The organism is Denitratisoma sp. (assembly GCA_032027165.1).
Lineage (GTDB): Bacteria > Pseudomonadota > Gammaproteobacteria > Burkholderiales > Rhodocyclaceae > Desulfobacillus.
Map to the genome: position 1 here is coordinate 1,148,039 of JAVSMO010000001.1, position 24,934 is coordinate 1,172,972.

26 protein-coding genes and 1 pseudogene are annotated in these 24,934 nt (G+C 60.4%); 5 read left to right on the plus strand and 22 right to left on the minus strand.

Annotation, left to right across the window (positions count from 1 at the left end):
• Window position 1: 1 nt before the first annotated feature.
• Complete coding sequence (tadA, locus tag ROZ00_05635; GenBank protein MDT3735685.1) at window positions 2-481, minus strand: tRNA adenosine(34) deaminase TadA; 480 nt, start codon at window positions 479-481, stop codon at window positions 2-4.
• A 92-nt stretch (window positions 482-573) separates the two neighbouring features.
• Here tadA and ROZ00_05640 point away from each other — a divergent pair, with 92 nt between their 5' ends.
• On the plus strand, window positions 574-1,341 hold the full coding sequence (locus tag ROZ00_05640) for a fumarylacetoacetate hydrolase family protein (GenBank protein ID MDT3735686.1): 768 nt from the start codon (window positions 574-576) through the stop codon (window positions 1,339-1,341).
• A 6-nt stretch (window positions 1,342-1,347) separates the two neighbouring features.
• Here the strand turns inward: ROZ00_05640 and guaA are convergent, their stop codons facing one another.
• Together guaA and guaB are read right to left on the minus strand one after the other, a co-directional pair.
• Window positions 1,348-2,910 (minus strand): glutamine-hydrolyzing GMP synthase, encoded by a 1,563-nt coding sequence (guaA, locus tag ROZ00_05645; GenBank protein MDT3735687.1) that lies wholly within the window; start codon window positions 2,908-2,910, stop codon window positions 1,348-1,350.
• Between the two features lie 20 nt (window positions 2,911-2,930).
• The gene (guaB, locus tag ROZ00_05650; GenBank protein MDT3735688.1) at window positions 2,931-4,391 is read right to left on the minus strand and encodes an IMP dehydrogenase; all 1,461 of its coding nucleotides are present in this window, start codon (window positions 4,389-4,391) and stop codon (window positions 2,931-2,933) included.
• 71 nt (window positions 4,392-4,462) lie between these two features.
• On the opposite strand from guaB, the gene ROZ00_05655 reads away from it, so the two are divergent.
• Window positions 4,463-4,909: a DUF4124 domain-containing protein gene (locus ROZ00_05655; protein MDT3735689.1), complete on the plus strand. Its 447-nt coding sequence runs from the start codon at window positions 4,463-4,465 to the stop codon at window positions 4,907-4,909.
• A gap of 7 nt (window positions 4,910-4,916) precedes the next feature.
• Here the strand turns inward: ROZ00_05655 and ROZ00_05660 are convergent, their stop codons facing one another.
• The gene (locus ROZ00_05660) at window positions 4,917-5,243 is read right to left on the minus strand and encodes an RnfH family protein (GenBank protein MDT3735690.1); all 327 of its coding nucleotides are present in this window, start codon (window positions 5,241-5,243) and stop codon (window positions 4,917-4,919) included.
• Window positions 5,236-5,676: a type II toxin-antitoxin system RatA family toxin gene (locus tag ROZ00_05665; GenBank protein MDT3735691.1), complete on the minus strand. Its 441-nt coding sequence runs from the start codon at window positions 5,674-5,676 to the stop codon at window positions 5,236-5,238. Before ROZ00_05665 ends, ROZ00_05660 begins: the two co-directional genes overlap by 8 nt.
• Before the next feature lie 42 nt (window positions 5,677-5,718).
• Between ROZ00_05665 and smpB the strand changes: the two are divergent.
• Window positions 5,719-6,171 (plus strand): annotated as a pseudogene (gene smpB / locus ROZ00_05670) (SsrA-binding protein SmpB).
• On the opposite strand, the gene ROZ00_05675 reads toward smpB, so the two are convergent.
• Genes ROZ00_05675 through ppsA form a run of 3 tightly spaced genes read right to left on the minus strand, consistent with a single transcriptional unit; the run spans window position 6,172 to window position 9,887 of the window.
• Entirely contained in the window at window positions 6,172-7,029 is an 858-nt protein-coding gene (locus tag ROZ00_05675) for an SPFH domain-containing protein (protein ID MDT3735692.1), read from the minus strand. It abuts the pseudogene before it with no gap.
• Between the two features lie 9 nt (window positions 7,030-7,038).
• The gene (locus ROZ00_05680; protein ID MDT3735693.1) at window positions 7,039-7,482 is read right to left on the minus strand and encodes an NfeD family protein; all 444 of its coding nucleotides are present in this window, start codon (window positions 7,480-7,482) and stop codon (window positions 7,039-7,041) included.
• A gap of 20 nt (window positions 7,483-7,502) precedes the next feature.
• Window positions 7,503-9,887 carry a phosphoenolpyruvate synthase gene (ppsA, locus tag ROZ00_05685; protein ID MDT3735694.1) on the minus strand — a complete coding sequence of 795 codons (2,385 nt, stop codon included), beginning with the start codon at window positions 9,885-9,887 and terminating at the stop codon, window positions 7,503-7,505.
• Window positions 9,888-9,958: 71 nt separating this feature from the next.
• Between ppsA and ROZ00_05690 the strand changes: the two genes are divergently transcribed.
• The gene (locus tag ROZ00_05690; protein MDT3735695.1) at window positions 9,959-10,789 is read left to right on the plus strand and encodes a pyruvate, water dikinase regulatory protein; all 831 of its coding nucleotides are present in this window, start codon (window positions 9,959-9,961) and stop codon (window positions 10,787-10,789) included.
• Here the strand turns inward: ROZ00_05690 and ROZ00_05695 are convergent.
• Complete coding sequence (locus tag ROZ00_05695) at window positions 10,777-11,577, minus strand: RNA methyltransferase (GenBank protein ID MDT3735696.1); 801 nt, start codon at window positions 11,575-11,577, stop codon at window positions 10,777-10,779. The genes ROZ00_05690 and ROZ00_05695 overlap by 13 nt on opposite strands.
• A gap of 28 nt (window positions 11,578-11,605) precedes the next feature.
• Here ROZ00_05695 and senB point away from each other — a divergent pair, with 28 nt between their 5' ends.
• Window positions 11,606-12,571 (plus strand): selenoneine biosynthesis selenosugar synthase SenB, encoded by a 966-nt coding sequence (senB, locus tag ROZ00_05700; GenBank protein MDT3735697.1) that lies wholly within the window; start codon window positions 11,606-11,608, stop codon window positions 12,569-12,571.
• Here the strand turns inward: senB and rnhB are convergent.
• Genes rnhB through pyrH form a run of 13 tightly spaced genes read right to left on the minus strand, consistent with a single transcriptional unit; the run spans window position 12,558 to window position 24,933 of the window.
• Window positions 12,558-13,145, minus strand: coding sequence for a ribonuclease HII (gene rnhB / locus ROZ00_05705; GenBank protein MDT3735698.1), 588 nt, complete (start codon window positions 13,143-13,145; stop codon window positions 12,558-12,560). The two genes, senB and rnhB, sit on opposite strands and share 14 nt — an antisense overlap.
• Window positions 13,118-14,299, minus strand: a complete 1,182-nt coding sequence (lpxB, locus tag ROZ00_05710; GenBank protein ID MDT3735699.1) for a lipid-A-disaccharide synthase — start codon at window positions 14,297-14,299, stop codon at window positions 13,118-13,120. Before lpxB ends, rnhB begins: the two co-directional genes overlap by 28 nt.
• Window positions 14,300-14,308: 9 nt before the next feature.
• Complete coding sequence (gene lpxA, locus ROZ00_05715) at window positions 14,309-15,091, minus strand: acyl-ACP--UDP-N-acetylglucosamine O-acyltransferase (protein MDT3735700.1); 783 nt, start codon at window positions 15,089-15,091, stop codon at window positions 14,309-14,311.
• Window positions 15,088-15,525 carry a 3-hydroxyacyl-ACP dehydratase FabZ gene (fabZ, locus tag ROZ00_05720; GenBank protein ID MDT3735701.1) on the minus strand — a complete coding sequence of 146 codons (438 nt, stop codon included), beginning with the start codon at window positions 15,523-15,525 and terminating at the stop codon, window positions 15,088-15,090. Before fabZ ends, lpxA begins: the two co-directional genes overlap by 4 nt.
• Window positions 15,526-15,530: 5 nt before the next feature.
• Complete coding sequence (gene lpxD, locus ROZ00_05725) at window positions 15,531-16,574, minus strand: UDP-3-O-(3-hydroxymyristoyl)glucosamine N-acyltransferase (GenBank protein ID MDT3735702.1); 1,044 nt, start codon at window positions 16,572-16,574, stop codon at window positions 15,531-15,533.
• Between the two features lie 12 nt (window positions 16,575-16,586).
• Window positions 16,587-17,099: an OmpH family outer membrane protein gene (locus ROZ00_05730; protein ID MDT3735703.1), complete on the minus strand. Its 513-nt coding sequence runs from the start codon at window positions 17,097-17,099 to the stop codon at window positions 16,587-16,589.
• A 23-nt stretch (window positions 17,100-17,122) separates the two neighbouring features.
• Window positions 17,123-19,408, minus strand: a complete 2,286-nt coding sequence (gene bamA, locus ROZ00_05735; protein MDT3735704.1) for an outer membrane protein assembly factor BamA — start codon at window positions 19,406-19,408, stop codon at window positions 17,123-17,125.
• Window positions 19,409-19,412: 4 nt separating this feature from the next.
• Window positions 19,413-20,780 carry an RIP metalloprotease RseP gene (gene rseP, locus ROZ00_05740; protein MDT3735705.1) on the minus strand — a complete coding sequence of 456 codons (1,368 nt, stop codon included), beginning with the start codon at window positions 20,778-20,780 and terminating at the stop codon, window positions 19,413-19,415.
• The gene (gene ispC, locus ROZ00_05745; protein ID MDT3735706.1) at window positions 20,777-21,976 is read right to left on the minus strand and encodes a 1-deoxy-D-xylulose-5-phosphate reductoisomerase; all 1,200 of its coding nucleotides are present in this window, start codon (window positions 21,974-21,976) and stop codon (window positions 20,777-20,779) included. Before ispC ends, rseP begins: the two co-directional genes overlap by 4 nt.
• Window positions 21,973-22,812 (minus strand): phosphatidate cytidylyltransferase, encoded by an 840-nt coding sequence (locus tag ROZ00_05750; GenBank protein ID MDT3735707.1) that lies wholly within the window; start codon window positions 22,810-22,812, stop codon window positions 21,973-21,975. The genes ispC and ROZ00_05750 overlap by 4 nt, the downstream gene beginning before the upstream one ends.
• Entirely contained in the window at window positions 22,805-23,614 is an 810-nt protein-coding gene (gene uppS, locus ROZ00_05755) for a polyprenyl diphosphate synthase (protein ID MDT3735708.1), read from the minus strand. The genes ROZ00_05750 and uppS overlap by 8 nt, the downstream gene beginning before the upstream one ends.
• A 32-nt stretch (window positions 23,615-23,646) precedes the next feature.
• Window positions 23,647-24,204: a ribosome recycling factor gene (gene frr / locus ROZ00_05760; protein MDT3735709.1), complete on the minus strand. Its 558-nt coding sequence runs from the start codon at window positions 24,202-24,204 to the stop codon at window positions 23,647-23,649.
• Window positions 24,205-24,216: 12 nt separating this feature from the next.
• Window positions 24,217-24,933, minus strand: coding sequence for a UMP kinase (pyrH, locus tag ROZ00_05765; protein ID MDT3735710.1), 717 nt, complete (start codon window positions 24,931-24,933; stop codon window positions 24,217-24,219).
• Window position 24,934 lies beyond the last annotated feature (1 nt).

A 24,934-nucleotide genomic window follows, 5' to 3' on the forward strand; every position in this document is an offset into this window, starting at 1 on the left:
TTCAGGCGGTTTCCGTCCTGCCGCGCCTTGCAGCGAAGAATCCGGTAAGGAGCGCGCCGCACTCCTGGGCGAGCACGCCTTCTTTCACTATCGCATGAAAATTCAGGCGCGACTCGCCAAAAAGATTCACAACACTGCCACTGGCCCCGGTCTTGGGATCTCGCGCGCCGAACACCACCCGGGCGATTCGTGCGTGGATGATGGCGCCGGCGCACATGACGCAGGGTTCCAGAGTGACGTAGAGCTCGCAGCCGGGCAGGCGGTAATTTCCCAATTTGCGGGCAGCATCCCGCAGGGCGACAATTTCGGCATGGGCGGTCGGATCCTGACGAGAAATCGGCGCGTTGAAGCCGCGCCCGATGATTTCGCCGTCCTTGACCACCACGGCCCCGACCGGCACCTCCCCCAGCGCGCCGCCCTCACGCGCCAAGCGCAGCGCTTCGGTCATGTAGCCCTCGTCCATTGCTGCGGATTCGGTCATTTACGGCTTCCCCTTGCCATGAAGAGTGCTGTAGCATTCAATTCGATTGGCATGTCACGCCCCGGTTTCGTGGACACAAGGAAGGATAAATCATGGCGCGCTGGTTGCGGTTTGCACACCAAGGCTCGATCGGCTTCGGCATGGTGGACAAGGATACCATCCAGGTCTGTTTGGGCGATCTGTTTGCCGGCGCGAACCCGAGCGGCGAGCGCCTGGCCCTGGATGCGGTAACCCTACTGCCACCCTGCCAGCCGAGCAAGATGCTGGGGCTCTGGAACAACTTTGCGGCTCGAGCGGAATTTGAAAAGCTGCAGCGCCCCGATCATCCCCTCTGGTTCGTCAAGACGAACAACTGCTTCATGGCGCATGGTGAGCCGATCCGGCGGCCTGTGGGCTACGCAGGCCCGGTGGTCTTCGAGGGGGAACTGGGCGTGGTCATCGGCAAGCCCTGCCGGAATGTCAGCGAGGCGGAAGCCGACCAGTATGTTTTCGGTTACACCTGCGTGAACGACGTCACCGCCCGGCAAATCTTGCGCAGCGATCCGAGCTTTCCGCAATGGAGCCGCGCCAAGAGCTTCGACACCTTCGGGCCTTTCGGGCAGACCATCGCCACGGGCATCGAGCCTGACACCCTTTTCGTCCGGACACTGGTGAACGGTGTGGAGAAGCAGAACTACCCCGTGGCCGACATGTTCTTCAGGCCGCGCGCCATCGTCAGCCGCCTGTCCCAGGACATGACGTTGATGCCGGGCGATGTTATCGCCTGCGGCACATCACTGGGGGCCGGCCCGATCGAGGAAGGCGATCTGGTGGAAATCGAGATCGAGGGTGTAGGCAGGCTATCCAACCGCTTCGACTGAACCGCCCTACTCCCACTCGATGGTCGCCGGCGGCTTGCCGGAGATGTCGTAGACGACGCGGTTGATGCCGCGCACCTCGTTGATGATGCGGTTGGAGACCTTGGCCAGAAGACCGTAAGGCAGTTCGGCCCATTGGGCAGTCATGAAGTCCTGTGTCTGCACGGCGCGCAAGGCGACCACGTTCTCGTAGGTGCGGCCGTCGCCCATGACGCCGACCGAGCGCACCGGCAGGAAGACGGCAAAGGCCTGGGAGGTCTTTTCGTACCAGTCCGCCGCGCGCAGTTCGTCGATAAAGATGGCGTCGGCGCGGCGCAGAAGATCGGCGTATTCGCGCTTCACCTCGCCGAGGATACGCACCCCCAGGCCGGGGCCCGGGAAGGGATGGCGATACACCATGTCGTGCGGCAGTCCGAGCGCCACGCCCAATTCGCGCACCTCGTCCTTGAACAGTTCGCGCAGCGGCTCCAGCAGCTTGAGATGCAGCGTTTCCGGCAGTCCGCCGACGTTGTGATGCGACTTGATGGTGTGGGCCTTCTTGGTCTTGGCGCCGGCGGATTCGATCACGTCCGGGTAGATGGTGCCCTGCGCCAGCCACTTGGCCTTCGGCAGTTTTTTCGCCTCGGCCTGGAATACCTCGACAAAGTCAGCCCCGATGATACGGCGTTTCTGCTCCGGTTCCGTGACGCCGGCCAGCCGGCCGAGGAACTGGTCGCTGGCATCGACATGAATGACCTTGACGCCGAGGCTGCGGGCGAAGGTTTTCATAACCTGCTCCGCCTCGTTCAGGCGCAGCAGGCCGTTGTCCACGAAAACGCAGGTGAGCTGGTCGCCGATGGCGCGATGGATCAGTGCTGCCGCAACGGACGAATCGACGCCGCCCGACAGGCCGAGGATGACTTCCTCATTGCCGACCTGGGCGCGGATCTTGTCGACGGCTTCGCCGATGTAATCCGGCATGTTCCAGTCGCCCGTGCAACCGCAGATGTCCAGCACGAAACGGGCGATGATGGCCTTGCCCTGGATGGTGTGGGTGACCTCCGGGTGAAATTGAACGCCGTAGAAACGGCGTGACTCGTCGGCCATTCCGGCGATGGGCGTCGCTTCGTTGCTGGCGATGACCTTGAAGCCCGGCGGCAGCTCGGTGACCTTGTCGCCGTGGCTCATCCAGACGTCGAGCAGGCCGTGGCCTTCGGCATTGACGCTGTCCTGGATGCCTTCCAGCAGCCTGGAGTGGCCGCGGGCGCGGATTTCCGCATAGCCGAACTCGCGTTTCTTCGCCCCTTCCACCTTGCCGCCCAGTTGTGCCGCCATGGTCTGCATCCCGTAGCAGATGCCCAGGACCGGTATGCCCAGCTCGAAGACGGCCTGCGAGGCGCGATAGGCCTCTTCTTCATACACCGAGTTCGGTCCGCCGGAGAGGATGATGCCGACAGGCGCGAACTCGCGGATGAAGGCTTCCGAAACGTCGTAGGGATGCAGTTCGCAATAGACCTGCTGCTCGCGCACGCGGCGTGCGATCAGCTGCGAGTATTGCGCCCCGAAATCGAGAATCAGGATTTTTTTATGCATGGGTGGTGCGCCTCGTGGCGCTATTCGACGCGGTAGTTGGGCGCTTCCTTGACGATCTGCACGTCATGGACATGCGATTCGCGCACGCCTGCTGAGGTGATCTCGACGAACTCGGCGCGGCTGCGCATCTCGTCGATGCCGTTCGATCCGACATAGCCCATGCTGGCGCGCAGCCCGCCCATCAGCTGATGGATCACGGCGCCGACCGGCCCCTTGTAGGGCACGCGTCCCTCGATGCCCTCCGGCACGAGCTTCTCGACATTGGCGTCGGCTTCCTGGAAATAGCGGTCGGCCGCCCCCTGCTGCATGGCGCCGAGGGAGCCCATGCCGCGGTAGGACTTGTAGGAACGGCCTTGGAACAGCTCGATCTCGCCGGGCGCTTCCTCGGTACCGGCGAACAGGCCGCCCAGCATGACGGCATAGGCGCCGGCGGCAATGGCTTTGGAGATGTCCCCGGAATAGCGGATGCCGCCGTCGGCGATGAGAGGAACCCCTGAATCACGCAGCGCAGTGGCGACGCTGTCGATTGCCGTTATTTGGGGCACGCCGACACCGGCGACGATGCGGGTGGTGCAGATCGAACCGGGGCCGATGCCGACCTTGACGCCGTCGGCGCCGTGATCGACGAGGGCGCGCGCCGCATTGGCGGTGGCAATATTGCCGCCGACAACATCCACCCGGGGGAAATGCGTCTTGACCCACTTGACGCGGTCAAGCACACCCTGTGAATGACCGTGTGCGGTATCGACTACGATCAGGTCGACGCCGGCCTCAACCAGCAGTTCTGCGCGTTCTTCCGTGCCGGGACCGACGCCGATGGCCGCACCGACCCGTAGGCGTCCAAAGTTATCCTTGCAGGCGGAAGGGTGCTCGGTGGACTTGAGGATGTCCTTCACGGTGATCAGGCCGCGCAGCTCGAAGTCGCCGTTGATGACGAGCACTCGCTCGAGCCGGTGCTTGTGCATCAGTGCCTTGGCGTCTTCCGGATTGCAGCCTTCCTTCACGGTAACGAGGCGTTCGCGCGGGGTCATGATATTGCGCACCGGCTGGTCGAGCTTGGTCTCGAAACGCAGATCGCGGTTGGTGACGATACCGACAACCTTGTTTCCTTCGACCACCGGCAGGCCCGATATCTTGTGCTGCCGGGTCAGGGCCAGCACTTCCCGCACTGGCATGTCGGGCGGGATAGTAATCGGATCCTTCAGCACCCCTGACTCGAAACGCTTGACCTTGGCCACTTCTGCGGCTTGGGCACGGGGTGGCAGATTCTTGTGCACGATGCCGATACCGCCTTCCTGCGCCAAGGCGATCGCGAGGCGCGCCTCTGTCACGGTGTCCATGGCCGCCGACACCAGCGGGATGTTCAGGCGGATGTTGCGCGATACCTGGGTCGCCAGGCTGACATCGCGGGGAAGGATGGTGGAGTGCGCGGGGACGAGCAGGACGTCGTCGAATGTGAGTGCCTTGGTTATCACTCGCATGGCTTTCAACCTCAGTTCCAAATCCGTATTATACGCAGGTGGCCTTTTGGCGGCAAACGGAGGTGAAGGTAATGCGCGCAATAACCCTGTTGATCCTGGCCTGTCTGGCGACTGCTGCTTCAGCCCAGGTTTATACGTGGCGCGATGCCAGCGGGAAGGTCCATTACTCGGATACCCCGCCGCCGGGTGTCGATGCCAAGCGAATGCGTGCAGGAGTACAGTCCGACTCTGCGCAGACATCCGGTGCCGCCGGACGCAGCCTGGCTGAGCAAGAGGCGGAATTCCGCAAACGTCAGGCTGAGGCGGAAAAGACGCGAGCCAAGGCGGCGGAGGAAAGGAGCACCGCGGAAGACAACAGGCGTAATTGCGACGACGCCAGAAACCAGCTCAATGCGCTGGAGTCCGGCCAGCGCATGAGCCGGATTGATTCGACAGGGGAGCGCATTCCGCTGGACGACGAAATGCGGGCCCAGGAGATCGAAAAAGCCAGGAAATCCGTTCAGTCCTGGTGCAAATAGGCTCGCCCTAGCCTTCTTCCAGGTCTCCCCCGCCCTTCTTCATCGCCTTGCCCTCGTCCGCACGCTTTTTGCGGACTTCCTTCGGATCGGCGATCAGAGGCCGATAAATCTCGACGCGGTCGCGATCCCGCAGCGGCGCGTCGAGTTTGCTCAGTTTGCCGAAAACGCCGACCTTGTTTCTTTTTAGGTCGATCTCGGAATACTTCTGCATCAATCCTGAAGCTTCAATAGCCTGCTGGACGGTGCTGCCGGCGGGCAGCTGTACATGCACCAGTTCCTGCCTGTGCGGCAGGGCAAAGGCAATTTCGATCAACAGCGATTCGGATTCAGCCATTTTGAGGATAGATCTGCCCCGCCCGCTTTACGAACGAGTCAACGAAGGTGTTGGCAATATGGTGGAAAACCGGCCCCAGGGCCTTCTCCAGCAGTTTGCTGGAAAATTCATAATGAAGCTGGAATTCGACCTTGCAGGCCGTTTCGCCGAGGGGCTTGAAATGCCAGCAACCGTCGAGGTGCTCGAAGGGGCCGTGCCGCAGGTTGATCTTCATGAAATGAGGAGCTTCCTTGTCGTTCTCGGTGGAGAAATCCGCCTTGATCCCGTGGTAGTTGATGTGCAGTGTCGCAACCGTCTTGGATTCGTCGCGATGAATCAACTCCGTGCCGCCGCACCACGGCAGGAACCGGGGATAATCCTCCACCTGATCGACGAGGCGGAACATCTGTCCGGCGCTGTATTCGATCAGGACGGACTTCCTGACTTCGGCCATGATCGCCACATGCTATAGAATCCTGCGAATTCTAGCGCAAAAGCCATCATGAGCATTGTCGACAACAAGAAGGCCTTCCATGACTACTTCATCGAGGAGCGCTTCGAGGCGGGCCTGGTCCTGGAGGGCTGGGAAGTCAAGGCGATCCGCGCCGGACGGGTGCAGTTGAAGGAGGCTTATGTGATTTTGCGCGGCGAGGAGGTTTTCCTCATCGGGTGCCATATCAGCCCGCTGCCAACGGCCTCGACTCATATCCATCCCGATCCGGTGCGCACGCGCAAGCTGTTGCTGCATGCCGAAGAGATCAGCAAGCTGATCGGCAAGGTCGAGCGCGCCGGCTATGCCCTGGTTCCCCTCGATCTGCATTACGCCAAAGGACGCGTGAAGATCGCCATCGGGCTGGCCCACGGCAAAAAACAGCATGACAAGCGTGAAACCGAGAAGAAGCGCGATTGGGAGCGCGAGAAGCAGCGCCTGATGCGGGTGAAGGCCTGATCAGGCCTTGAACCTGCCCAGCACCCCGCGCACGGCTTCCTGAACGTCCGCCGGCAGGACAATCATCTTGGCGTTCTCCGAGTCGGCCAAGCGGGTGATCGAGGTGATGTACTTCTCCCCCAGCAGGTAGAGCATCGGCGTGTCTCGGTCACCGATCGCCTGGGCGACCCGCTTGATTGCCTCAGACGAAGCCTCTGCCAGCGTGACCTGTGCTTCCGCATCGCGACGCGCGGATTCGACGCGCGCCTCAGCCTGCAGGATCATCGACTGCTTTTCCCCTTCGGCCCGCGTGACCATGGCCTTCCTTTCGCGTTCTGCGGAGGCTTGCATCTCCATGGCCTTCTGCATCGAGGCTGAAGGCTTGATATCCTGGATTTCCACCGACTTCACCGTCAGCCCCCAGTCAACTGCCTCATCCGCAATACTCTCGCGCAGGCGCACCTTGATCTTGTCGCGGGAGGACAGTGCCTGGTCGAGTTCCATCTCGCCGGTAATCGAACGCAGGGTCGTCATGATGAGGTTGCGGATGGCTTCGGCGAAGTCCACTACGCCGTAAACGGCCTTGACCGGATCGGTGACCTTGATGAAGGCGATGGCATTGGTGAGGATCACCGCGTTGTCCTTGGTGATGACTTCCTGTTCCTGCACGTCGAGAATGATGTCCTTGGTCACTACTTTGTAGGCGATGCGGTCGATATAGGGAACAACGATGTTGAGGCCCGGATGCAGCGTGCCGTTGTACTTTCCCAGGCGTTCGACGATCCATTCTTCGCCCTGCGGCACGATGCGCACGCCCTTCCAGACCGTGACCAAGGCGAAAACCAGTACCGCTACGACAACGATAAATCCTGCGCTCATGACTCCCCCTCAGGCCTTGCCTACTTTGAGAAAACTGCCCTCGATGCCGAGCACCCGGACGCGCTCGCCGGACTTGATCGATTCATCGGAAATGCATTCCCACACCTCTGAGCCGACCAGCGGCTTCTGAAAGCGCACCTGCCCTTTCTGGAAGGGTGCCACGTCGCGGATCAGCATGCCGACCTCGCCGACGATGTTCGAGTCGGACATGCCGATTCGCGTCTTGTGCATGCCGGGCTTGAAGATGCGGAACCAGAGCACGACCATCGCCACCGAGGCGAGCGTCCACGTCAGCAACTGTGTGGTGAGGCTGAGGGAAGGCGCCACCAGCAGCACGAGCGACACCAACAGCGCGCCCAGGCCGAACCAGACGATGAAGAACGCCGGAATGGCGAGTTCCGCGATGATCAGCCCGATGCCCAGTACCGCCCAATGCCACCACTCGGGTTGCATGCCGCCTCCTTGTAGGTTGCCTACTTGCCTTGCTGCGCCAGATGCGCGCCCAGCCGCATCCAGGTATCCACCACCGTATCAGGATTGAGCGAAATCGTCACGATGCCCTCATCCATCAGCCATTCGGCGAAGTCGATGTGGTCCGACGGGCCCTGGCCGCAGATGCCGACGTATTTATCCAGCCGGCGGCAGGTCTTGATGGCCATGCTGAGCAGGGATTTCACGGCGGCATCGCGTTCGTCGAACAGGTTGGCGACCAGACCGGAATCGCGATCCAGGCCCAGCGTGAGCTGGGTCAGATCGTTGGAACCGATCGAGAAACCGTCGAAGTGCTGGAGGAACTGCTCCGCCAGCAGGGCGTTCGAGGGAATCTCGCACATCATGATCAGGCGCAGCCCGTTCTCGCCACGCTTGAGTCCGTTCGTCGCCAGGAGGCCGACCACCCCCTTCGCTTCCTCCACGGTGCGGGTGAACGGCACCATGATCTCGACGTTGGTCAGGCCCATGTCGTCGCGCACCTTTCTCAGGGCGCGGCATTCCAGCTCGAAGCAGTCGCGGAATGACGGCGCGACGTAGCGCGAGGCACCGCGGAAGCCGAGCATCGGGTTTTCCTCCTCCGGCTCGTAGATCTCGCCGCCCAGCAGCTTGCGGTATTCGTTCGACTTGAAGTCGGACAGGCGGACGATGACCGGCTTCGGCCAGAAGGCGGCGGCGATGGTCGACACGCCCTCGGCCAGCTTTTCGATGAAGAAATCCTTAGGGCTGGCGTAGCCGCGCGAACGGCGATTGATCTCGTCGCGCAGGCCGGCCGGCACGCGATCCAGCTCCAGGATCGCCTTGGGATGGATGCCGATGACGTTGTTGATGATGAATTCGATGCGCGCCAGGCCGACGCCGGCGTTGGGAATGCCCTGGAACTCGAAGGCCAGCTCGGGATTGCCGACGTTCATGGCGATCTTCACCGGCAGCTTGGGCAGGTTGCCCAGTTCCTGCGTCGTCACCTCGAAGTCGAGGATGCCGCGGTAGATGTAGCCGGTATCGCCTTCGGCGCAGGAGACGGTGACCGATTCGCCCTCCGTTATGGATGAGGTCGCGTTGCCGCAGCCGACCACGGCGGGGATGCCCAGCTCGCGCGCGATAATGGCGGCGTGGCAGGTGCGGCCGCCGCGGTTGGTGACGATCGCCGCTGCGCGCTTCATGACGGGTTCCCAGTTCGGGTCGGTCATGTCCGTGACGAGGATGTCGCCCGGCTGCACCTTGGACATCTGCGAAGCGTCGGGAATGATGCGCACCGGGCCGGTGGCGATCTTCTGGCCGATGGCGCGTCCGGAAACGATCACCTTCGAATGCTGCTTCAGGCGGTAGCGCTGCAGGACGTGCTGGCTCTCGCCCGCCTTCACGGTTTCCGGCCGCGCCTGCAGGATGTAGAGCTTGCCGTCGTTGCCGTCCCTTCCCCACTCGATGTCCATCGGCCGGCCGTAGTGCTGCTCGATGGTGACGGCATAGCGGGCCAGTTCCAGCACGTCAGCATCGGTGAGGGCGAAGCGGTTGCGGTCGGACTCGGCGACGTCTGTCGTGCGGGTCGAGCGGCCCGCCTGCTTGGCGTCGGCGAACTCCATCTTGATCAGCTTCGAACCCAGGTTGCGGCGGATGATGGCCGGGCGCCCTTCGGCGAGCTTGGGCTTGTGCACATAGAACTCGTCGGGGTTGACCGCACCCTGGACGACGGTTTCACCAAGACCGTATGAAGCCGTCACGAAAACGACATCGCGGAAACCCGACTCCGTGTCCAGGGTGAAGATGACACCGGCCGCCCCGACGTCGCTTCTCACCATGCGCTGGATTCCCGCGGACAGGGCGACATCGGCATGATGGAAACTCTTGTGCACGCGGTAGGCGATGGCGCGATCGTTGTACAGCGACGCGAAGACGTGCTTGACGGCATGGAGCACATTGTCCAGGCCGTGGATGTTGAGGAAGGTTTCCTGCTGCCCGGCGAAGGAGGCATCCGGCAGGTCTTCTGCCGTGGCGCTTGAGCGGACGGCAAAGGAGGCATCCGCCGCCCCGCTTCCGGCCAGTGCTTGGTAATGCGTCTTGATTTCCTGTTCGAGCTGCTCCGGAAAGGGCTGATCGGCAATCCAGCCGCGGATCTTGGCTCCGGTCGCGGCCAATACCTCGACATCATCGACGTTCAGGCTGTCGAGCAAGGCATTGATGCGCCGATCCAGGCCCTGATGCATCAGGAAATCCCGATAGGCCTGGGCCGTCGTGGCGAAGCCGCCGGGAACCCGCACGCCCAAGTGGGCGAGTTGGCTGATCATTTCGCCTAAGGAGGCATTTTTGCCACCCACTTTATCGACGTCGTTCATGCGCAGGGCGTCGAACGCGATTACGTATTGACTCATTTCACGCTTTCCAGAGTGCCAAGGGCTATAAAATACAAATTTTACCGCTTTTATCGTCTGGGGATTTGCCAATGCCGGAAGGACAAGCCCGAACCGTCTTCTTCATTTCAGACGGCACCGGCATCACCGCGGAAACGTTGGGACACAGCCTGCTCACGCAATTCGAAGGTATCCGCTTTCGCCAGGTGCGGATTCCCTTCGTTTCCACCTTGGCCCAGGCGCAGGACTGCCTGATGCAAATCCAGCAAGCCGCAAAACGCGATGGGACTCGTCCGATTGTCATCACGACATTGATGGATCCCAATATCGGAAAGCTGCTGAGCGAAGCCGATGCGCTTTTCCTCGACTTCTTTGAAACTTTTATCGTGCCGCTTGAAGACGAGTTGGGGGCGAAATCCTCACACACCATCGGCCGTTCTCATGGTCAGGCCAGCAGCCAGGATTACACCAATCGGATCGAGGCAGTGAACTTCACTCTGGCGCATGATGATGGCGCCTCCGATCAGAATCTGGACAAGGCCGAGGTGATTTTGGTCGGCGTTTCGCGCAGCGGCAAGACACCCACAAGCCTGTACCTGGCCCTGCAGTTCGGCATCCGTGCCGCGAATTACCCATTGATTCCAGAGGATTTTGAGCGAAAGAGGCTGCCAGAGGTGCTCTATCGTCATCGCGACAAGCTTTTTGGCCTGACCATTACGCCGGAGCGGCTGCACCAGATACGTACGGAGCGGCGACCCGACAGCAAGTATGCCTCCCTGGCCAACTGCCGGTTTGAAATCCAGGAGGCTCAGAAGCTGATGCAGCGGGAAGGCGTGCGCTGGATGGACTCAACAACGAAATCCATCGAGGAAATCGCTGCGACGATCATGCAGGAAGTCAAGCTCGATCGTCACGTGTTCTGAGGGACGCGCGCGGACAGTTTCTGGCGTACTTCCTCGAACAGGCAGATCGAGGCCGCCGCCGCAACATTGAGCGATTCGGACTTTCCTGGCATGGGAATGCGAGCAGCTTGGTGAGTCAAGACGGCCATGTCCGCCGTCAGCCCGCTTCCTTCATTGCCGAACACCCACGCCACAGGCCCGGCCAGGTCGAGTTCGAAGATCGTGGCAGCCGCGTCGAGCCGGGTGGACACGCTGGTCCCGTTGAAATTGCTGATAACCTCAGCCAGCGTGGCATGTTCGTGAATTCGCAACTGGAAATGAGCCCCCATGGCCGCGCGGAGGACCCGTGGAGACCAGGCCTGGGCACAGCCGGGGCCAAGAAAAATGTCGACGATCCCGGCCGCTGCAGCGGAGCGCAAGATCGAGCCCAGGTTGCCGACATCCTGTATGGCTTCAAGAAGGACGCAGGAGCCCTTTCCCGTTTCAGACGAAGGCGGGTGCGGAATGGGAACCACGGCGAGAATGCCGGTCGGCGTGATGACGGGACTGACTTCCCTGAACAGGGCGTCGCTGAACACTTGCGCCACGGTTTTCGGATGCAACGCAAGGAAATCGACTACTTCGGCCTGTTGCGCACCACTCTCGCTGACGGCAAGCAGGCTTGGCGGGCCAAAGCGATCGATCCAGGCTGATACCAGGTGAATGCCGTCTAGTACGGTCTTGCCCTGCTTGCGTCTTTCACGCGAGGATTCCGCAAGCAGCCTAAGCTGCCTGAAGGTGGCATTGTCGCGGGAAGTAATTTTCTTCATCGTGGTTCAAAAGTATAGTGACAATCTCATGCCTGTGGCCAAAGTCGTCATCGTTACTCCAGCCCCGGCCGGTTCTCGGGCCGGCAACCGCAATACCGCGGTACGCTGGGCACGGATCCTGCGCGATCTCGGCTGTCGTGTCTCGGTCCTGACGCGATGGGATGGCCAGCCTTGCGATCTGCTAATCGCCCTTCATGCGCGCAAAAGCCATCGTGATCTGAGCGCCTTCCGCAAACATCACCCTGACCTTCCGGCCGTACTGGCGTTGACCGGCACCGATCTCTACCGAGATATCCACGAGGATGTGGCTGCCGCGGCATCCTTGAACATGGCAACCCGGCTGGTCGTGCTGCAGGAGGATGCCCTTGCGGAATTGACGCCGGAACAGCGACGCAAGACACGCGTTATTTATCAGTCGGTCAGGACATCCCTCGCTCCTTGCCCTCCAGTTCGCACATTCCGCGTTTGTGTCCTTGGCCATTTGCGCGAGGAAAAAGATCCGTTTTGCGCTGTCAAAGCGATCCGTCTGCTGCCCGATGCGAAAATCGAGGTTGTCCAGGCCGGACAGTCACTTGCGCCGGAGTTTGGCCGCGAAGCAAACCGGCACATGCGCAACGAGCCGCGTTACCGTTGGGTCGGTGAGCTGCCCCACTGGGCATCGATGCGTCTGTTGTCTCGCAGTCACGTCATGGTGATCAGTTCGAAAATGGAGGGCGGTGCGCATGTGGTTTCGGAGGCGGTCGCCGTAGGTGTGCCCGTGATCGCATCGGATATCCCCGGCAATCGCGGACTTCTCGGCGAAGAGTACCCGGCCTATTTCCCGGTAGGCGACGATGCCTGTCTTGCCAGGATGCTGGAGCAGATCATGGGCAATCGCAGGTTCCTGTCTCGCCTTGGAGCGGCAGTAAAGCGGCGGCGTTCCTTGGTCGCTCCCGCACGCGAACGCCGATCCTGGCAGAACCTGATGATGGAATTGGGCTTCAGGACTGCTTGAGCAAGTTCCGTACTGGGGCATAGCTGCGGCGGTAGATGCTGATTACCCCATGTTCCCGCAGGGCCGCGAGGTGTGCGGCCGTTGGATACCCTTTGTGCCGATCGAGGCCGTACTGGGGGTACTGAACATGCAGACGAAGCATCTCCGCATCGCGCGCCGTCTTCGCCAATATCGAGGCGGCGGAAATGGCGGCTACGGTGTTGTCGCCCTTCACCACTGCCCTGACGGGCAACGCTATTCGCGGGCAGTGCGCGCCGTCGACCAGGACTTCCTCGGGCTGCAGGCCCAGCGCCTCGACGGCGCGGCGCATGGCCAGCAGCGTGGCCTGCAGGATGTTCAGGGCATCTATTTCCTCAACTGAAGCACTCGCGACTGCCCAGGACAGGGCGCGCTCGCGGATCAGCGGCGCGAGCCTGTCGCGGGCTTTCTCGCTGAGCTTTTTGGAGTCGGCCAGCCCCTCGACGGGATTCGCCGGATCGAGGATGACGGCGGCGGCATAGACCGGACCGGCCAACGGGCCCCTGCCCGCCTCGTCGACGCCGCAAATCAGACTGCCTGCGGCGCCGAGGCCCATGCTTCCGTCCCGTTCAGGTAGGGCAGGATCGCGTCGGCAGCCCGCTCCGCCGAATTCAACCTCAGTTGCTGGTGCAGTCGGTCGAATGTTGCGGCAATGCGGCGGCAGGTTTCCTGATCTTCGACCAGATTCCCCAAGGCTTGCGCCAGATTGTCAGGCGTTGCATCGTCCTGCAGGAATTCCGGCACGACGAAGCGCCCTGACAGGATGTTCGGCAGTCCCACCCAGGGCTGATACTTCATGCGGCGCATGAGTCGCCAGGACCAGGGCGACATGCGATAGGCGATGACCATCGGTTTTTGCAGGAGGGCCGCCTCGAGGGTGGCCGTTCCGCTGGCGACCAGCACGCCGTCCGCCACGCCCATCGCATCCTGGGCATGGCCGAACAGGCGCGTGATCGGCAGGTCCTGGGCCGACAAGCGGTAGAGCGCCAGTTCGAACATGTCCCGCGTTTCGCGTGTGGCCAGCGGCACGAGGAAGCGCGCATGCGGAAAGCGCTGGTTCAGGCGCTTGGCGGTTTCGATGAAGGTGTCGGCCAGGTACTGCAGTTCCGACTGCCGGCTGCCGGGCAGCAGCGCAAACACCAGTTGATCCTGCGGGATGCCGAGCTTCTCGCGCAAGGCCGGGCGATTCACTTCGAGCGGGATGACGTCGGCCAGGGGATGGCCGACGTAGCTGACCGGAATGTTGTTGTGCCGGTAGATTTCTTCTTCGAAGGGGAACAAGGCCAGCATATGCGACACGGATTGGGCGATGCCGCGAATGCGGCCGCCGCGCCAGGCCCAGATGGAGGGGCTGACGTAGTGAATGGCCGGGATGCCGCGCGCCTTCAGCCGCTTTTCGAGGAAGAGGTTGAAATCCGGCGCGTCGACGCCGATGAAGGCCTGCGGCGGATCGGCAAGCAATCCGGTCAGCAGTTGCCGCCGGATGCCCGTGATCTCGCGGTAATGCCGGAGCACTTCCGCATAGCCGCGCACCGCGAGTTTCTCCGAGGGAAACTGCGCCTGGAAGCCGGCCGCCTGCATTTTCGGCCCGCCAATGCCGTAAAAGTCAGCGTCCGGAAGACGGCGCTTGAGGGCCTGGATGAGGTGGCTGGCCAGCAAATCGCCTGAGGCCTCCCCGGCGACCATCGCAATCCGGATCTTTCCTGACACGAACGAAACCTATCTGATGATGCCCCGGCCGGGCGTGGCGAGAAAATCGGCAAGCAAGGCCAGCGCCGGCTGGGCCTCGGCTTCCCGGGATATCGTCGACCTCGCTTCTTCCAGAGTCGCCCCGGAGCGATAGATATGTTTATAGGATCGCTTGAGGGCTGCAATGGCGTCACTGCTGAAACCACGACGTTTGAGCCCTTCCGAATTGATGCCGAAGGGCTTGGCTGTATTGCCGGCGGCCGTGACATATGGCGGCAGATCCTGCAGGAGGATGCTGCCCATCGCCGTCATGCTGTGGGCGCCGATGCGCACGAACTGGTGTACTACGGTAAACCCGCCCAGTATCGCGAAATCGCCGACATGGACGTGGCCGGCCAACTGGGCATTATTGGCGAAGATGGTGTTGTTGCCGATCTGGCAGTCATGGGCCAGATGCACATAGGCCATGATCCAGTTGTCAGATCCAAGCCGGGTTACTCCGACGTCTTGCGCGGTACCGCAGTTGAACGTGCAGAATTCGCGGATGGTATTGCGATCCCCGATCTCGAGTTGTGTCGGCTCTCCGGCGTATTTTTTATCCTGGGGCATCTCCCCGATCGAGCAAAACTGAAAAATCCGATTGCCATTCCCGATGCGGGTATGTCCGTTGAGGACAACATGCGGTCCGATCCAGGTGTCGTCGCCGATCTCGACGTGTTCTCCGATGATCGTATAAGCGCCAACTGCAACATTGCTGCCTAGACGCGCATTCGGATGGACGATGGCCGTCGGATGAATTAGCGGGTTGCTCATTCGATGGTACGCACCGTGCACATGAGCTCGGCCTCGGCTGCGACCTGATCCTCGACCTTGGCTTGCGCCGCGAATTTCCAGAGACCGCGCTTGTTCGCCTGGATGGACACCTCCAGAATCAACTGGTCTCCGGGGCTGACGGGGCGCTTGAAGCGGGCTCCGTCAATGCCGACGAAATAATACACGGATTTGTCGTCCGGCTTGCCGCCCAGCGTCTTGAAGGAAAGGATGGCGGCGGCCTGCGCCAGAGCTTCGACGATCAGCACTCCCGGCATCACCGGATGGTGCGGATAATGGCCGGGGAAGAATGGCTCGTTGACGCTGACGTTCTTCAGGGCGACGATGCGCTCACCGGGTATGACTTCAAGAACCCGGTCGACCAGTAAAATCGGATACCGATGCGGAAGGTGTTCGAGTATTTCGTGGATGTCCATTCGGCTCAAGTTTTTTTCTCCAGTTGTGCCAGCCGCGCTTCAAGTTCGCGGATTCTATCCGCCATCGCATCCAGATGGCGGACATGGGCGGCATTCTTCAGCCAGTCTCGATGCGACTCGAACGGGATGGCACCCGTATAGGTGCCGGCCTGGTTGATCGACCGCGTGACTAACGTGGCAGCGGAAATATTCACGTCGTCGGCTATGGTCAGGTGTCCCAGTATGATTGCACCGCCGCCAATGGTGCAGCGTCGCCCGATACGGGCACTGCCAGCAATGCCGACGCAGCCGGCCATTGCAGAGTGGGCACCGACGCGCACGTTATGACCGATTTGGATCTGGTTATCGAGCTTGACGCCGTCTTCGATGACCGTGTCGTCGAGCGCACCGCGGTCAATGGTGGTGTTGGCACCGATTTCAACGTCATCGCCAACGATTACGCGGCCAATCTGCGGAATTTTGGTCCAGCTCCCATCGGCTTCGCGCGCAATCCCGAAGCCATCGGCACCGATCACGGCGCCGGAATGGACGATGGCACGCATGCCGATCCTGCATCCCGAGTAGATCGTGACGTTGCCGTAAAGTCGCCCCTGCGCACCGAGCTCGACGCCGTCCCCAATGATGCAGCCCGGGCCAATGACGCTGCCTTCACCGATGCGCACATCTCTGCCGATATAAGCTCCTGCTCCAACATATATGCTGGGGTGAAGCTCCGCTTCGACAACTGCCGAGTGATGAATACCCCCAGGGAGTCGCGGGGGCGGATTGAGCAACTGTGCGACCCGCGCATAGTAGGCATAGGGATTGTCGCTGACGATGCAGGGGAGTGTGCAATCGCGGGCGTTTTCGGAAGAAAGCACGATAGCACCGGCCCGGCAGGCCTGGAGCTGCTTGCGGTACTTTGGATTTGCCAGAAAAGTGATCTCGGCAGGCCCCGCATTCTCAAGTGTTGCCACCTGAACTACGCGGAGGCTGCCGTCGCCGATCAGCGCACCACCGAAGCGCGAGACGATTTCATCGAGCGCAAAGCCGTCAGCACGCTCGCTCATGCATGTGCTGCTTTACTTGCCGTCAGCCAAGGCCTTGATGACCTTGTCGGTGATGTCGATGCGCGGGGCGGCATACACGGCTTCCTGAAGGATCACATCGAACTTTTCGGCCTCGGCAATCGCCTTGATTGCCTTGTTTGCCCGCTCGAGAACGGCAGCGAGTTCCTCGTTGCGACGCTGGTTGAGGTCCTCGCGGAACTCGCGTTGCTTGCGCTGGAATTCGCGATTCAGTTCATTGAATTCACGTTCCCGGTTACGTTTCTCCGACTCGGACATGGTAACCGAGTTTTTCTCCAAGGACTCCTGGGTGGTCTGGAGTTGCTTGGCAAGGCGCTGCATTTCCTGATCGCGCTTTTCAAATTCCTTCTCGATCTTCTTTTGCGCCCGCACCGCGGGAGCGGCGTCGCGGAAGATCTTCTCCGTATTCACGAAGCCGATCTTGGTCTCTGCGGCAGCGGCATGATGTGCCGGCATGGCCATCACCATGAGACCGGCCAAGGCAACAATAGCAATTTTTTTCAACATAATTCTCCTGCGAATAAATAATCTCAGAATGCCGTACCCATCTGAAACTGGAAGCGCTCGATCTGGTCACCTGATTTTTTATTAATGGGCTGAGCAATACTGAACTTGAGTGGCCCGAACGGCGAAGACCAGGCAACGGACACCCCTACACTGTACCGCAAATCGGACAGGCGCATTTTTGCCCCCGTAGCCCAAACCTGCCCGGCATCGACGAATCCTCCGAACCTGAAAGACCTATCCAAGCCAATGCCTGGAATAGGCATCAGGAATTCGGCTGTTGCAACAAGCCGCTTGTTTCCGCCCAGCGCATCCTTGTGGTTTGGGTAGACGTCGTGCGGGCCGAGAGTGCCGGACTTGAAACCCCTGACCGATCCGATGCCTCCGGCATAGAAATGCCGGAAGAACGGCAACGGTTCGCCGCCGTAGCCGTCACCGAAACCGTATTCGCCATTCAGCATCAGGGTAATGTCCTTTGTGAGCGGGAAGAACTTCTGATGCTGGTAGTTGAGTTTGTAGAACTTCAGATCGCCGCCGGGCAAGCCCACCTCGCCGTAGGCCCGCTGTAACGATCCTTTCGTAGTGTAAATCAGACTATCCCGCTGGTCGTTTGCCCAGGTGGTATTCAGCAGTAATGTGGTGTTCGTTGAGCCGAACTGATTTACGAAATCGATGTATCGCTGAGGGCTGTTGGAAAAAGTTTTTACCTTGGTGGAATCGAACGACAAACCGACGCCAATGGAATTGTCCTCTGCGATGGGGAATCCGTACCGGACACCCAATCCATACGATGAGGTTTTGTAGTTCGCAATCGCTGTCGAAGTTGGGTCGGTGTCTCGCCGGTAAAAGTCAAACCCCCTGCTGATGCCGTCAACAGTGTGATAGGGGTCCGTGAAGGAGACCGAGTAAACCTTGTTGACCTTGCCTGAATTGACGTTAACAGACAGATGTTTGCCGCTACCGAAAATATTGTTCTGCGATACAGAGCCGGACAGCACAAGTTTTTCGGAACTTGAAAAGCCGGCGCCGAGCATCACATTGCCGGTTGGCTTCTCTTTCACATTCAGGTTAACGTCTACCTGATCGGTAGTGCCGGGCACAGCCGGCGTTTCGACGTTAACCTCGTCGAAATAACCCAGCTTGTCCACACGAGTCCGGGTCTTGTTGATCTTCTCACCGTCGTACCAGGCCCCTTCCATCTGCCGGGCCTCCCGACGGATGACCTCGTCACGGGTCCGCGTGTTGCCGGTTACGTGGATCCGCCGCACATAAACACGCCGGCCTGGGTCGATATAGATCGTAAAGGCAACCTGTTTCTTCTCCTTGTCGATCTCCGGCGCCGCATTGACATTCGAAAACGCGAAGCCATCGTTGCCAAGCTTTTCGTTGATTTGCTTGGTGGTTTCGGTCAGCTTTTCCCTGGAAAACACCTCACCTGGCTTGATCCTGACCAATTTGCGCAACTCGTCTTCAGGCAAAGTCAGTTCGCCCGCCAGCTTGACGGCGGAAACCGTGTATTTTTCGCCTTCCTTGACGTTGATGGTGATGTAAATGTCTTTTTTATCGGGGCTGATGGAAACTTGGGTGGATTCGATGTCGAATTCAATGTAGCCGCGGTCGTGATAATACGACTTGAGCGATTCGAGATCGGCGGACAATTTCTGCTTGGAATACTGGTCGTTCTTCGTGTACCAGCTGATCCAGTTTGGGGTGCGCAGAGCGAACAAGTCGAGCAGATCCTTTTCCTTGAAGGCTTGTGCGCCGACGATATTGATTTGCCGGATCTTGGCAACATCGCCTTCATCAACCGCAAAGTTGATGCCGACCCGATTTCGCTCGAGGGGCGTTACGGTGGTGGTGATATTGACGGCATAACGGCCACGGCTCAGATATTGCCGCTTAAGCTCCTGTTCGGCCCTTTCAAGCATCGAGCGGTCGAAAATGCGTGATTCGGCTAGGCCGATTTCCTTTAGACCTTTTTTCAGGGCGTCCTTGTCGAACTCCTTGATGCCAACGAAATCCACGGTGGCAATGGCCGGGCGTTCTTCCACGACGACAACGATCACATCGTTCTCGACCTCGATCCGAACATCCTTGAAAAATCCCGTGGCGAAAAGCGCCTTGATGGCTTGGGCTGCCTTCTCGTCGGTCATGGTTTCGCCGACCTTTACCGGCAGATAGCTGAATACCGTGCCGGCTTCGGTACGCTGAATGCCCTCGACTCGAATGTCTTTCACCACAAAAGGCTGAAAGGCGAAGCCGGAAGCGGAAAAGAGCGCGGCTAGCAGGCCCGGGAGTATTTTCTTTTTCATTGATTCAGCCGGAAACAAGGCGGTTGATATCGTTATAAAAGGCAAAAGCCATCAGCATGGCCAGCAACGCCAAGCCGATCTGCTGGCCAATCTCCATCACGCGTTCGGAAACCGGACCACCTTTGATTATCTCGACAATATAATACATCAAGTGTCCGCCATCTAATAAGGGTATAGGCAGCAAGTTGAGGACACCCAGGCTGATGCTGATCAGAGCCAGGAACTTGATGTAATACGCCAGCCCGAGCTTTGCCGATTGCCCTGCATAATCCGCAATCGTTACGGGCCCGCTCAGGTTTTTCCAGGACACTCCCCCCACGATCATCCGTCCCAACATTGTCAGGCTGAAAACGGAAGTTTCCCAAGTCTGGCCGGAGGCCTTGACTAGGGATTCGAGCGGTCCGTATCTGACTACGATCGTCAGTGCCGCACGGTCGACCGCCACCTCCTGCACTCCGATGCCGATGCGGCCAATGCGCTTGCCACGATCATCCACTTCAGTCGGCGTTACCGACAGGCTGATTGTCTTGCCCTGGCGGTCCACAGCAAGACCGAGGGGCCGTCCCGGCGCCTCTCGGATAATCGTCACCACTTGCGTCCAGCTTGCAATCGGCACGCCATCGATGGCCAGGATTCTGTCCTCTTCGCGCAGGCCAGCCAAGTCGGCCACCCCGCCGGGAGCAATCTTGCCGACAACCGGCGGTAATTGCGGCCGGAAGAAGCGGAAACCCATTTGCTGAAGGATGTCCCCTTCCAGGTCGGAGGTGTCGATTGAGGCAAGGTCGAGTTTTCGGAAGGATACCTCTTGCCTATCGTTGATCACTTCCATAGTGACTCCGCTCTTGGCAATCGCCTGTTGCAACAGTTCCCAGCGCAGCTCCTGCCATGAAGCAATTGCCTGGCCATTGATGCTGCGAACCAGTTCCCCCTCCTTGAACCCGGCCTGTTCGGCCATCGACTGTGCCGCAGGCTTGCCCAGCACGGGCCTGGGTTCTTCCACGCCATGGACGAAGAGAACCCAGTACATGAAGATCGCCAGCAAGAAATTGGCCACGGGGCCGGCCAGAACGATGGCAAATCGCTTCCACACCGGCTGTCGATTGAATGCGCGCGGCAACTCTGCGGCCTCGACCTCCCCTTCCCGCTCATCAAGCATCTTGACGTACCCGCCCAAGGGGAAAATCGCCAAAGCCAGTTCTGTTTGATCCCGACCGAAGCGACACGACAGAAGGGGCTTGCCAAAGCCGACGGAAAAGCGAAGCACCTTGACGCCGCACCAGCGGGCAAGCGCAAAATGCCCGGCTTCGTGCACCACGATCAGCAACCCCAAAGCCAAGGCGAACGCACCCAGATAAAACAGGAAATTGCTCATGCGGAATGGCCGAGAACGGCTACATGAAGTCGCGCCACTTCGCGCGCGGCGTCATCGGCCGCCAGAACGTCCTCCAAGCTTGCGACCTCTTTCCAAGGAACATCAGCCAGCGTCTGGGCGATCACCCCAGGAATGCGGGTAAATCCAAGGTTCCCGCCCAAAAAAGCTTCGACCGCAACCTCATTTGCAGCGTTCAGGACGGCCGGTGCGTTTCCTCCCTCTGCCAAAGCCTCGTATGCCAGCCTGAGACAGGGGAAGCGCTGAAAATCGGGGCGCTCGAAATTCAAGGTGCCGATTCTGCAGAGATCCAAAGGCTCGACGCCCGCCTCAATGCGCTCTGGAAAACCCAGCGCATAGGCTATGGGGGTGCGCATGTCCGGGTTGCCGAGCTGGGCGATGACCGAGCCGTCGGCGTATTCGACCATGGAATGGATTACGCTTTGCGGGTGGATGACGACCTCGATGCGATCAGGGGGGGCATTGAACAGCCAATGTGCTTCGATTACTTCCAGGCCCTTGTTCATCATGGTTGCCGAATCGACCGATATTTTGCGACCCATCACCCAGTTCGGATGGGCACAAGCCTGCTGGGGTGTCACCTGTTCGAGATCCTCTAATGGGATTTGCCTGAACGGCCCGCCGGAGGCAGTAAGCAATATACGGCGCACTCCGCTGTCCTCTAAATTACTTGAATAATTTCTTGGAAGTGACTGATATATCGCGTTATGCTCGCTATCTATCGGAAGCAGGACAGATCCATTCCGCTGCACTTCTTTCATGAAGACCGGCCCAGCCATGACCAGCGCTTCTTTGTTAGCAAGGAGAATTCTCTTGCCCGCCCCGGCCGCCGCCAAGGTCGGACGCAGGCCAGCGGCACCGACGATGGCTGCCATGACGGTATCGACCTCGGGCAGGCTGGCAATTCTTTCCAGAGATTCCACACCGGCCAGAACGGTTGTCCCGCTACCGGATTGGCGTAACAACTCTTTCAGGCTGGCAGCCGCCTCATCCGACCCCACCACTGCAAAACGTGGGTGGAACCGGGCACACTGCTCGGCCAGTCGATCGATCCTGTTCAGGGCCGAAAGCGCGAGTACCTCGTAGCGATCGGGATGACGCGAGACCACATCGAGGGTATTGACGCCGATGGACCCGGTTGCGCCCAGCACGACTAGCTTTTGCCTGGGGGGGCTCATGGCGTCTGCCTTTCCCAAAGAAGCACTGCAAGGGCGACCAGAGGCAAGGTGGAGGTCAGACTGTCGATTCGATCAAGCACACCGCCATGCCCCGGCAGGGTCGCTCCGCTGTCCTTGACGCCTGCCTGTCGTTTGGCCAGCGACTCGAACAAATCGCCAAGAATGCTGACGGCCGTGAGCACGACCAGAGACATCGTGAACAGGATCCAGGCACCTGAAGTGGTCGGCATTCTGCCGGCGGCCCATGCGACTGCCAATCCATAGATCAATACCCCGGCAACAGCTCCCATCGCTCCTTCCCAGGTCTTTCCCGGGCTGATGGCTGGCGCCAGTTTATGGCGACCAAAGGTGCGTCCGCAGATATAGGCTGAAATGTCGGCCACCCAAACGGAGGCCATGGAAGCCAGCAGGAAAAGCGGTGCAAATACACGCAGTTGCATCAGCGCCAGGCAGGCTGGAATAAGAACGGCAGCTCCTGCCAGCAGGCCGGGAATTCGGGCGGAGGTCGGCCATTTTGTTCTCAGCCAGAGCGGAACGGCCAACAGCCAAAACACCGTAGCCAGAACGAAAATCGCCGACAGCAATGCCACCTGGCGGGTGGCCCCCGTCCCGATGTCGAAAGCAAGCCAGCCGAGAACAGCGCACAAGGCCATCAAGGCCAATGCGTAGTTCCGCCGGCCAGGGGCGTCCAGTTTCATCAGGCCACCCCACTCCCAGGCTCCAACGCCGGCAACCACGGAGGCAAACAGCAGCCAGCCGGAAAACGGAAGCAGGAAAAGCACGGCGAGGAAACCCGCCAGGAGAAGCAATGCGGTGACGACCCGCGCCTTAAGCATTCTCGCTTGCGGCCGAGGAACGGGCCGGATCCTCCGGCCTTGCCGGCGTGCCATCCGTCTGGAGCTGTTCGGAAGTGCGGCCGAAGCGGCGTTCCCGTTGCTGGTATGAGGCAATGGCCAGATCGAGCGCGGCCGCATCGAACTCCGGCCAGAGCGTGTCAGTGAAATAGAACTCGCTGTAGGCCAGTTGCCACAGCAGGAAGTTGCTGACCCGCTGCTCTCCGCCGGTGCGTATGAAAAGATCGGGTTCCGGGCCGTAATTGAGGGTCAGATGGGCGGCTAGATCGGCCTCGGTGAAGCTGCCCCTCTTGTCCGGATTGGCGGCCAGCATCCTCTCCACCGCCTGCAGGATATCCCATCGACCACCATAGTTGGCCGCAATGGTGAGGGTCAGTGCGGAGTTCCCGGCCGTCAGCGCCTCGCTTCGCTTGATAAGCGCAACGATCTGCGGATCAAACCGGGAGAGGTCGCCGATGACGCGGAAACGGATACGGTTTTCATGCAACTTGACCACTTCATCTTCCAGTGCTCGCAGAAAAAGCTGCATGAGGAACGACACTTCCTCCTGGGGCCGGCGCCAATTTTCGGAACTGAAGGCGAACAGGGTCAGGTAGGAAACGCCGCGCTGAACACAGGCTTTGATGATTTCGCGCACGGTTTCGACGCCGCGCTTGTGGCCGGCCACGCGCGGCATGAAGCGTTTCTTGGCCCAGCGGCCATTGCCATCCATGATGATGGCGATATGGCGCGGCACGTCGCCGACCGTCGGAATTTCCTGCGTGGAACTGGGAAAAAGGGTCACGGCAGCTTCTCCGGGCGCCGCGTGATGGACCGTCAGACGGCCATCAGGTCGCTTTCCTTCTGGGCGAGCGCCTTGTCGATCTCAGCGATGGTGCGGTCGGTCAGCTTCTGCACGTCTTCCTGCGCGCGCCGCTCGTCGTCCTCGGAAATGGTCTTCGCCTTCATGGCCTCCTTGAGGGCATGGTTGGCGTCGCGCCGCAGGTTGCGCACGGCCACGCGGGCATTTTCCGCCTCTCCGCGCACCACCTTGATGAGGTCCTTGCGGCGCTCCTCGGTCAGGGCCGGCATGGGCACGCGCACGGTATCGCCCACCGAGGAGGGGTTGAGCCCCAGATCGGAATCGCGAATCGCCTTCTCGATGGCCGGCGCCAGCTTCTTTTCCCAAGGCGTCACGCCAATGGTGCGGGCATCGATCAGGTTGATGTTGGCCACCTGGTTGATCGGCATCATGGAACCATAGTAGTCCACCTGAACGTGGTCCAGGATGCCGGCGTGGGCCCGTCCGGTGCGCACCTTGCCGAGGTCGTTCTTCAACGCCTCGAGCGATTTCTGCATTTTCTGTTCAGTCGATTTCTTGAGCTCCGGGATCATCCTGATCTCTCCTCAACAATGAACCATGGTGCCTTCGTCCTCGCCGAGGACGACCGCTTTCAGCGCGCCAGACTTGAAGATGCTGAAGACGTTGATCGGCAGTTTCTGGTCGCGGCACAGGGCCAGCGCCGTGGCATCCATCACCTGCAGGTTCCTGCCGATCGCCTCGTCGAAGCTGACGCGGTGGTAGCGTTTCGCTGTCGGATCCTTCTTCGGATCGGCGGTATAGACGCCGTCTACCTTGGTCGCCTTGATGACGATCTCGGCGCCGATCTCGGAGCCGCGCAGCGCGGCGGCGGTATCGGTGGTGAAGAACGGGTTGCCGGTGCCCGCTGCGAAGACGACGATCTTGCCCTCTTCCAGGTAGCGGATGGCCTTGCCGCGGATGTAGGGCTCGACCACCTGTTCGATGTTCAGCGCCGACTGGACGCGCCCGTTTAGGCCGGCCTGGCGCAGGGCGTCGGCCAGCGCCATGGCGTTCATCACCGTCGCCAGCATGCCCATGTAGTCGGCGGTGGCGCGATCCATGCCGGAGGCGCTGCCGGCCAGGCCGCGGAAGATGTTGCCGCCGCCGATGACCACGCCGATCTCGACCCCCAGGTCGGCGACCGACTTGATCTCAGCGACGATCCCCGCCAGCGTCTCCCGGTTGATGCCGTAGGCTTCGCTGCCCATGAGGGCCTCGCCCGACAGCTTGAGCAGGATGCGCTTGTAGGCGGGTGTTCCCATG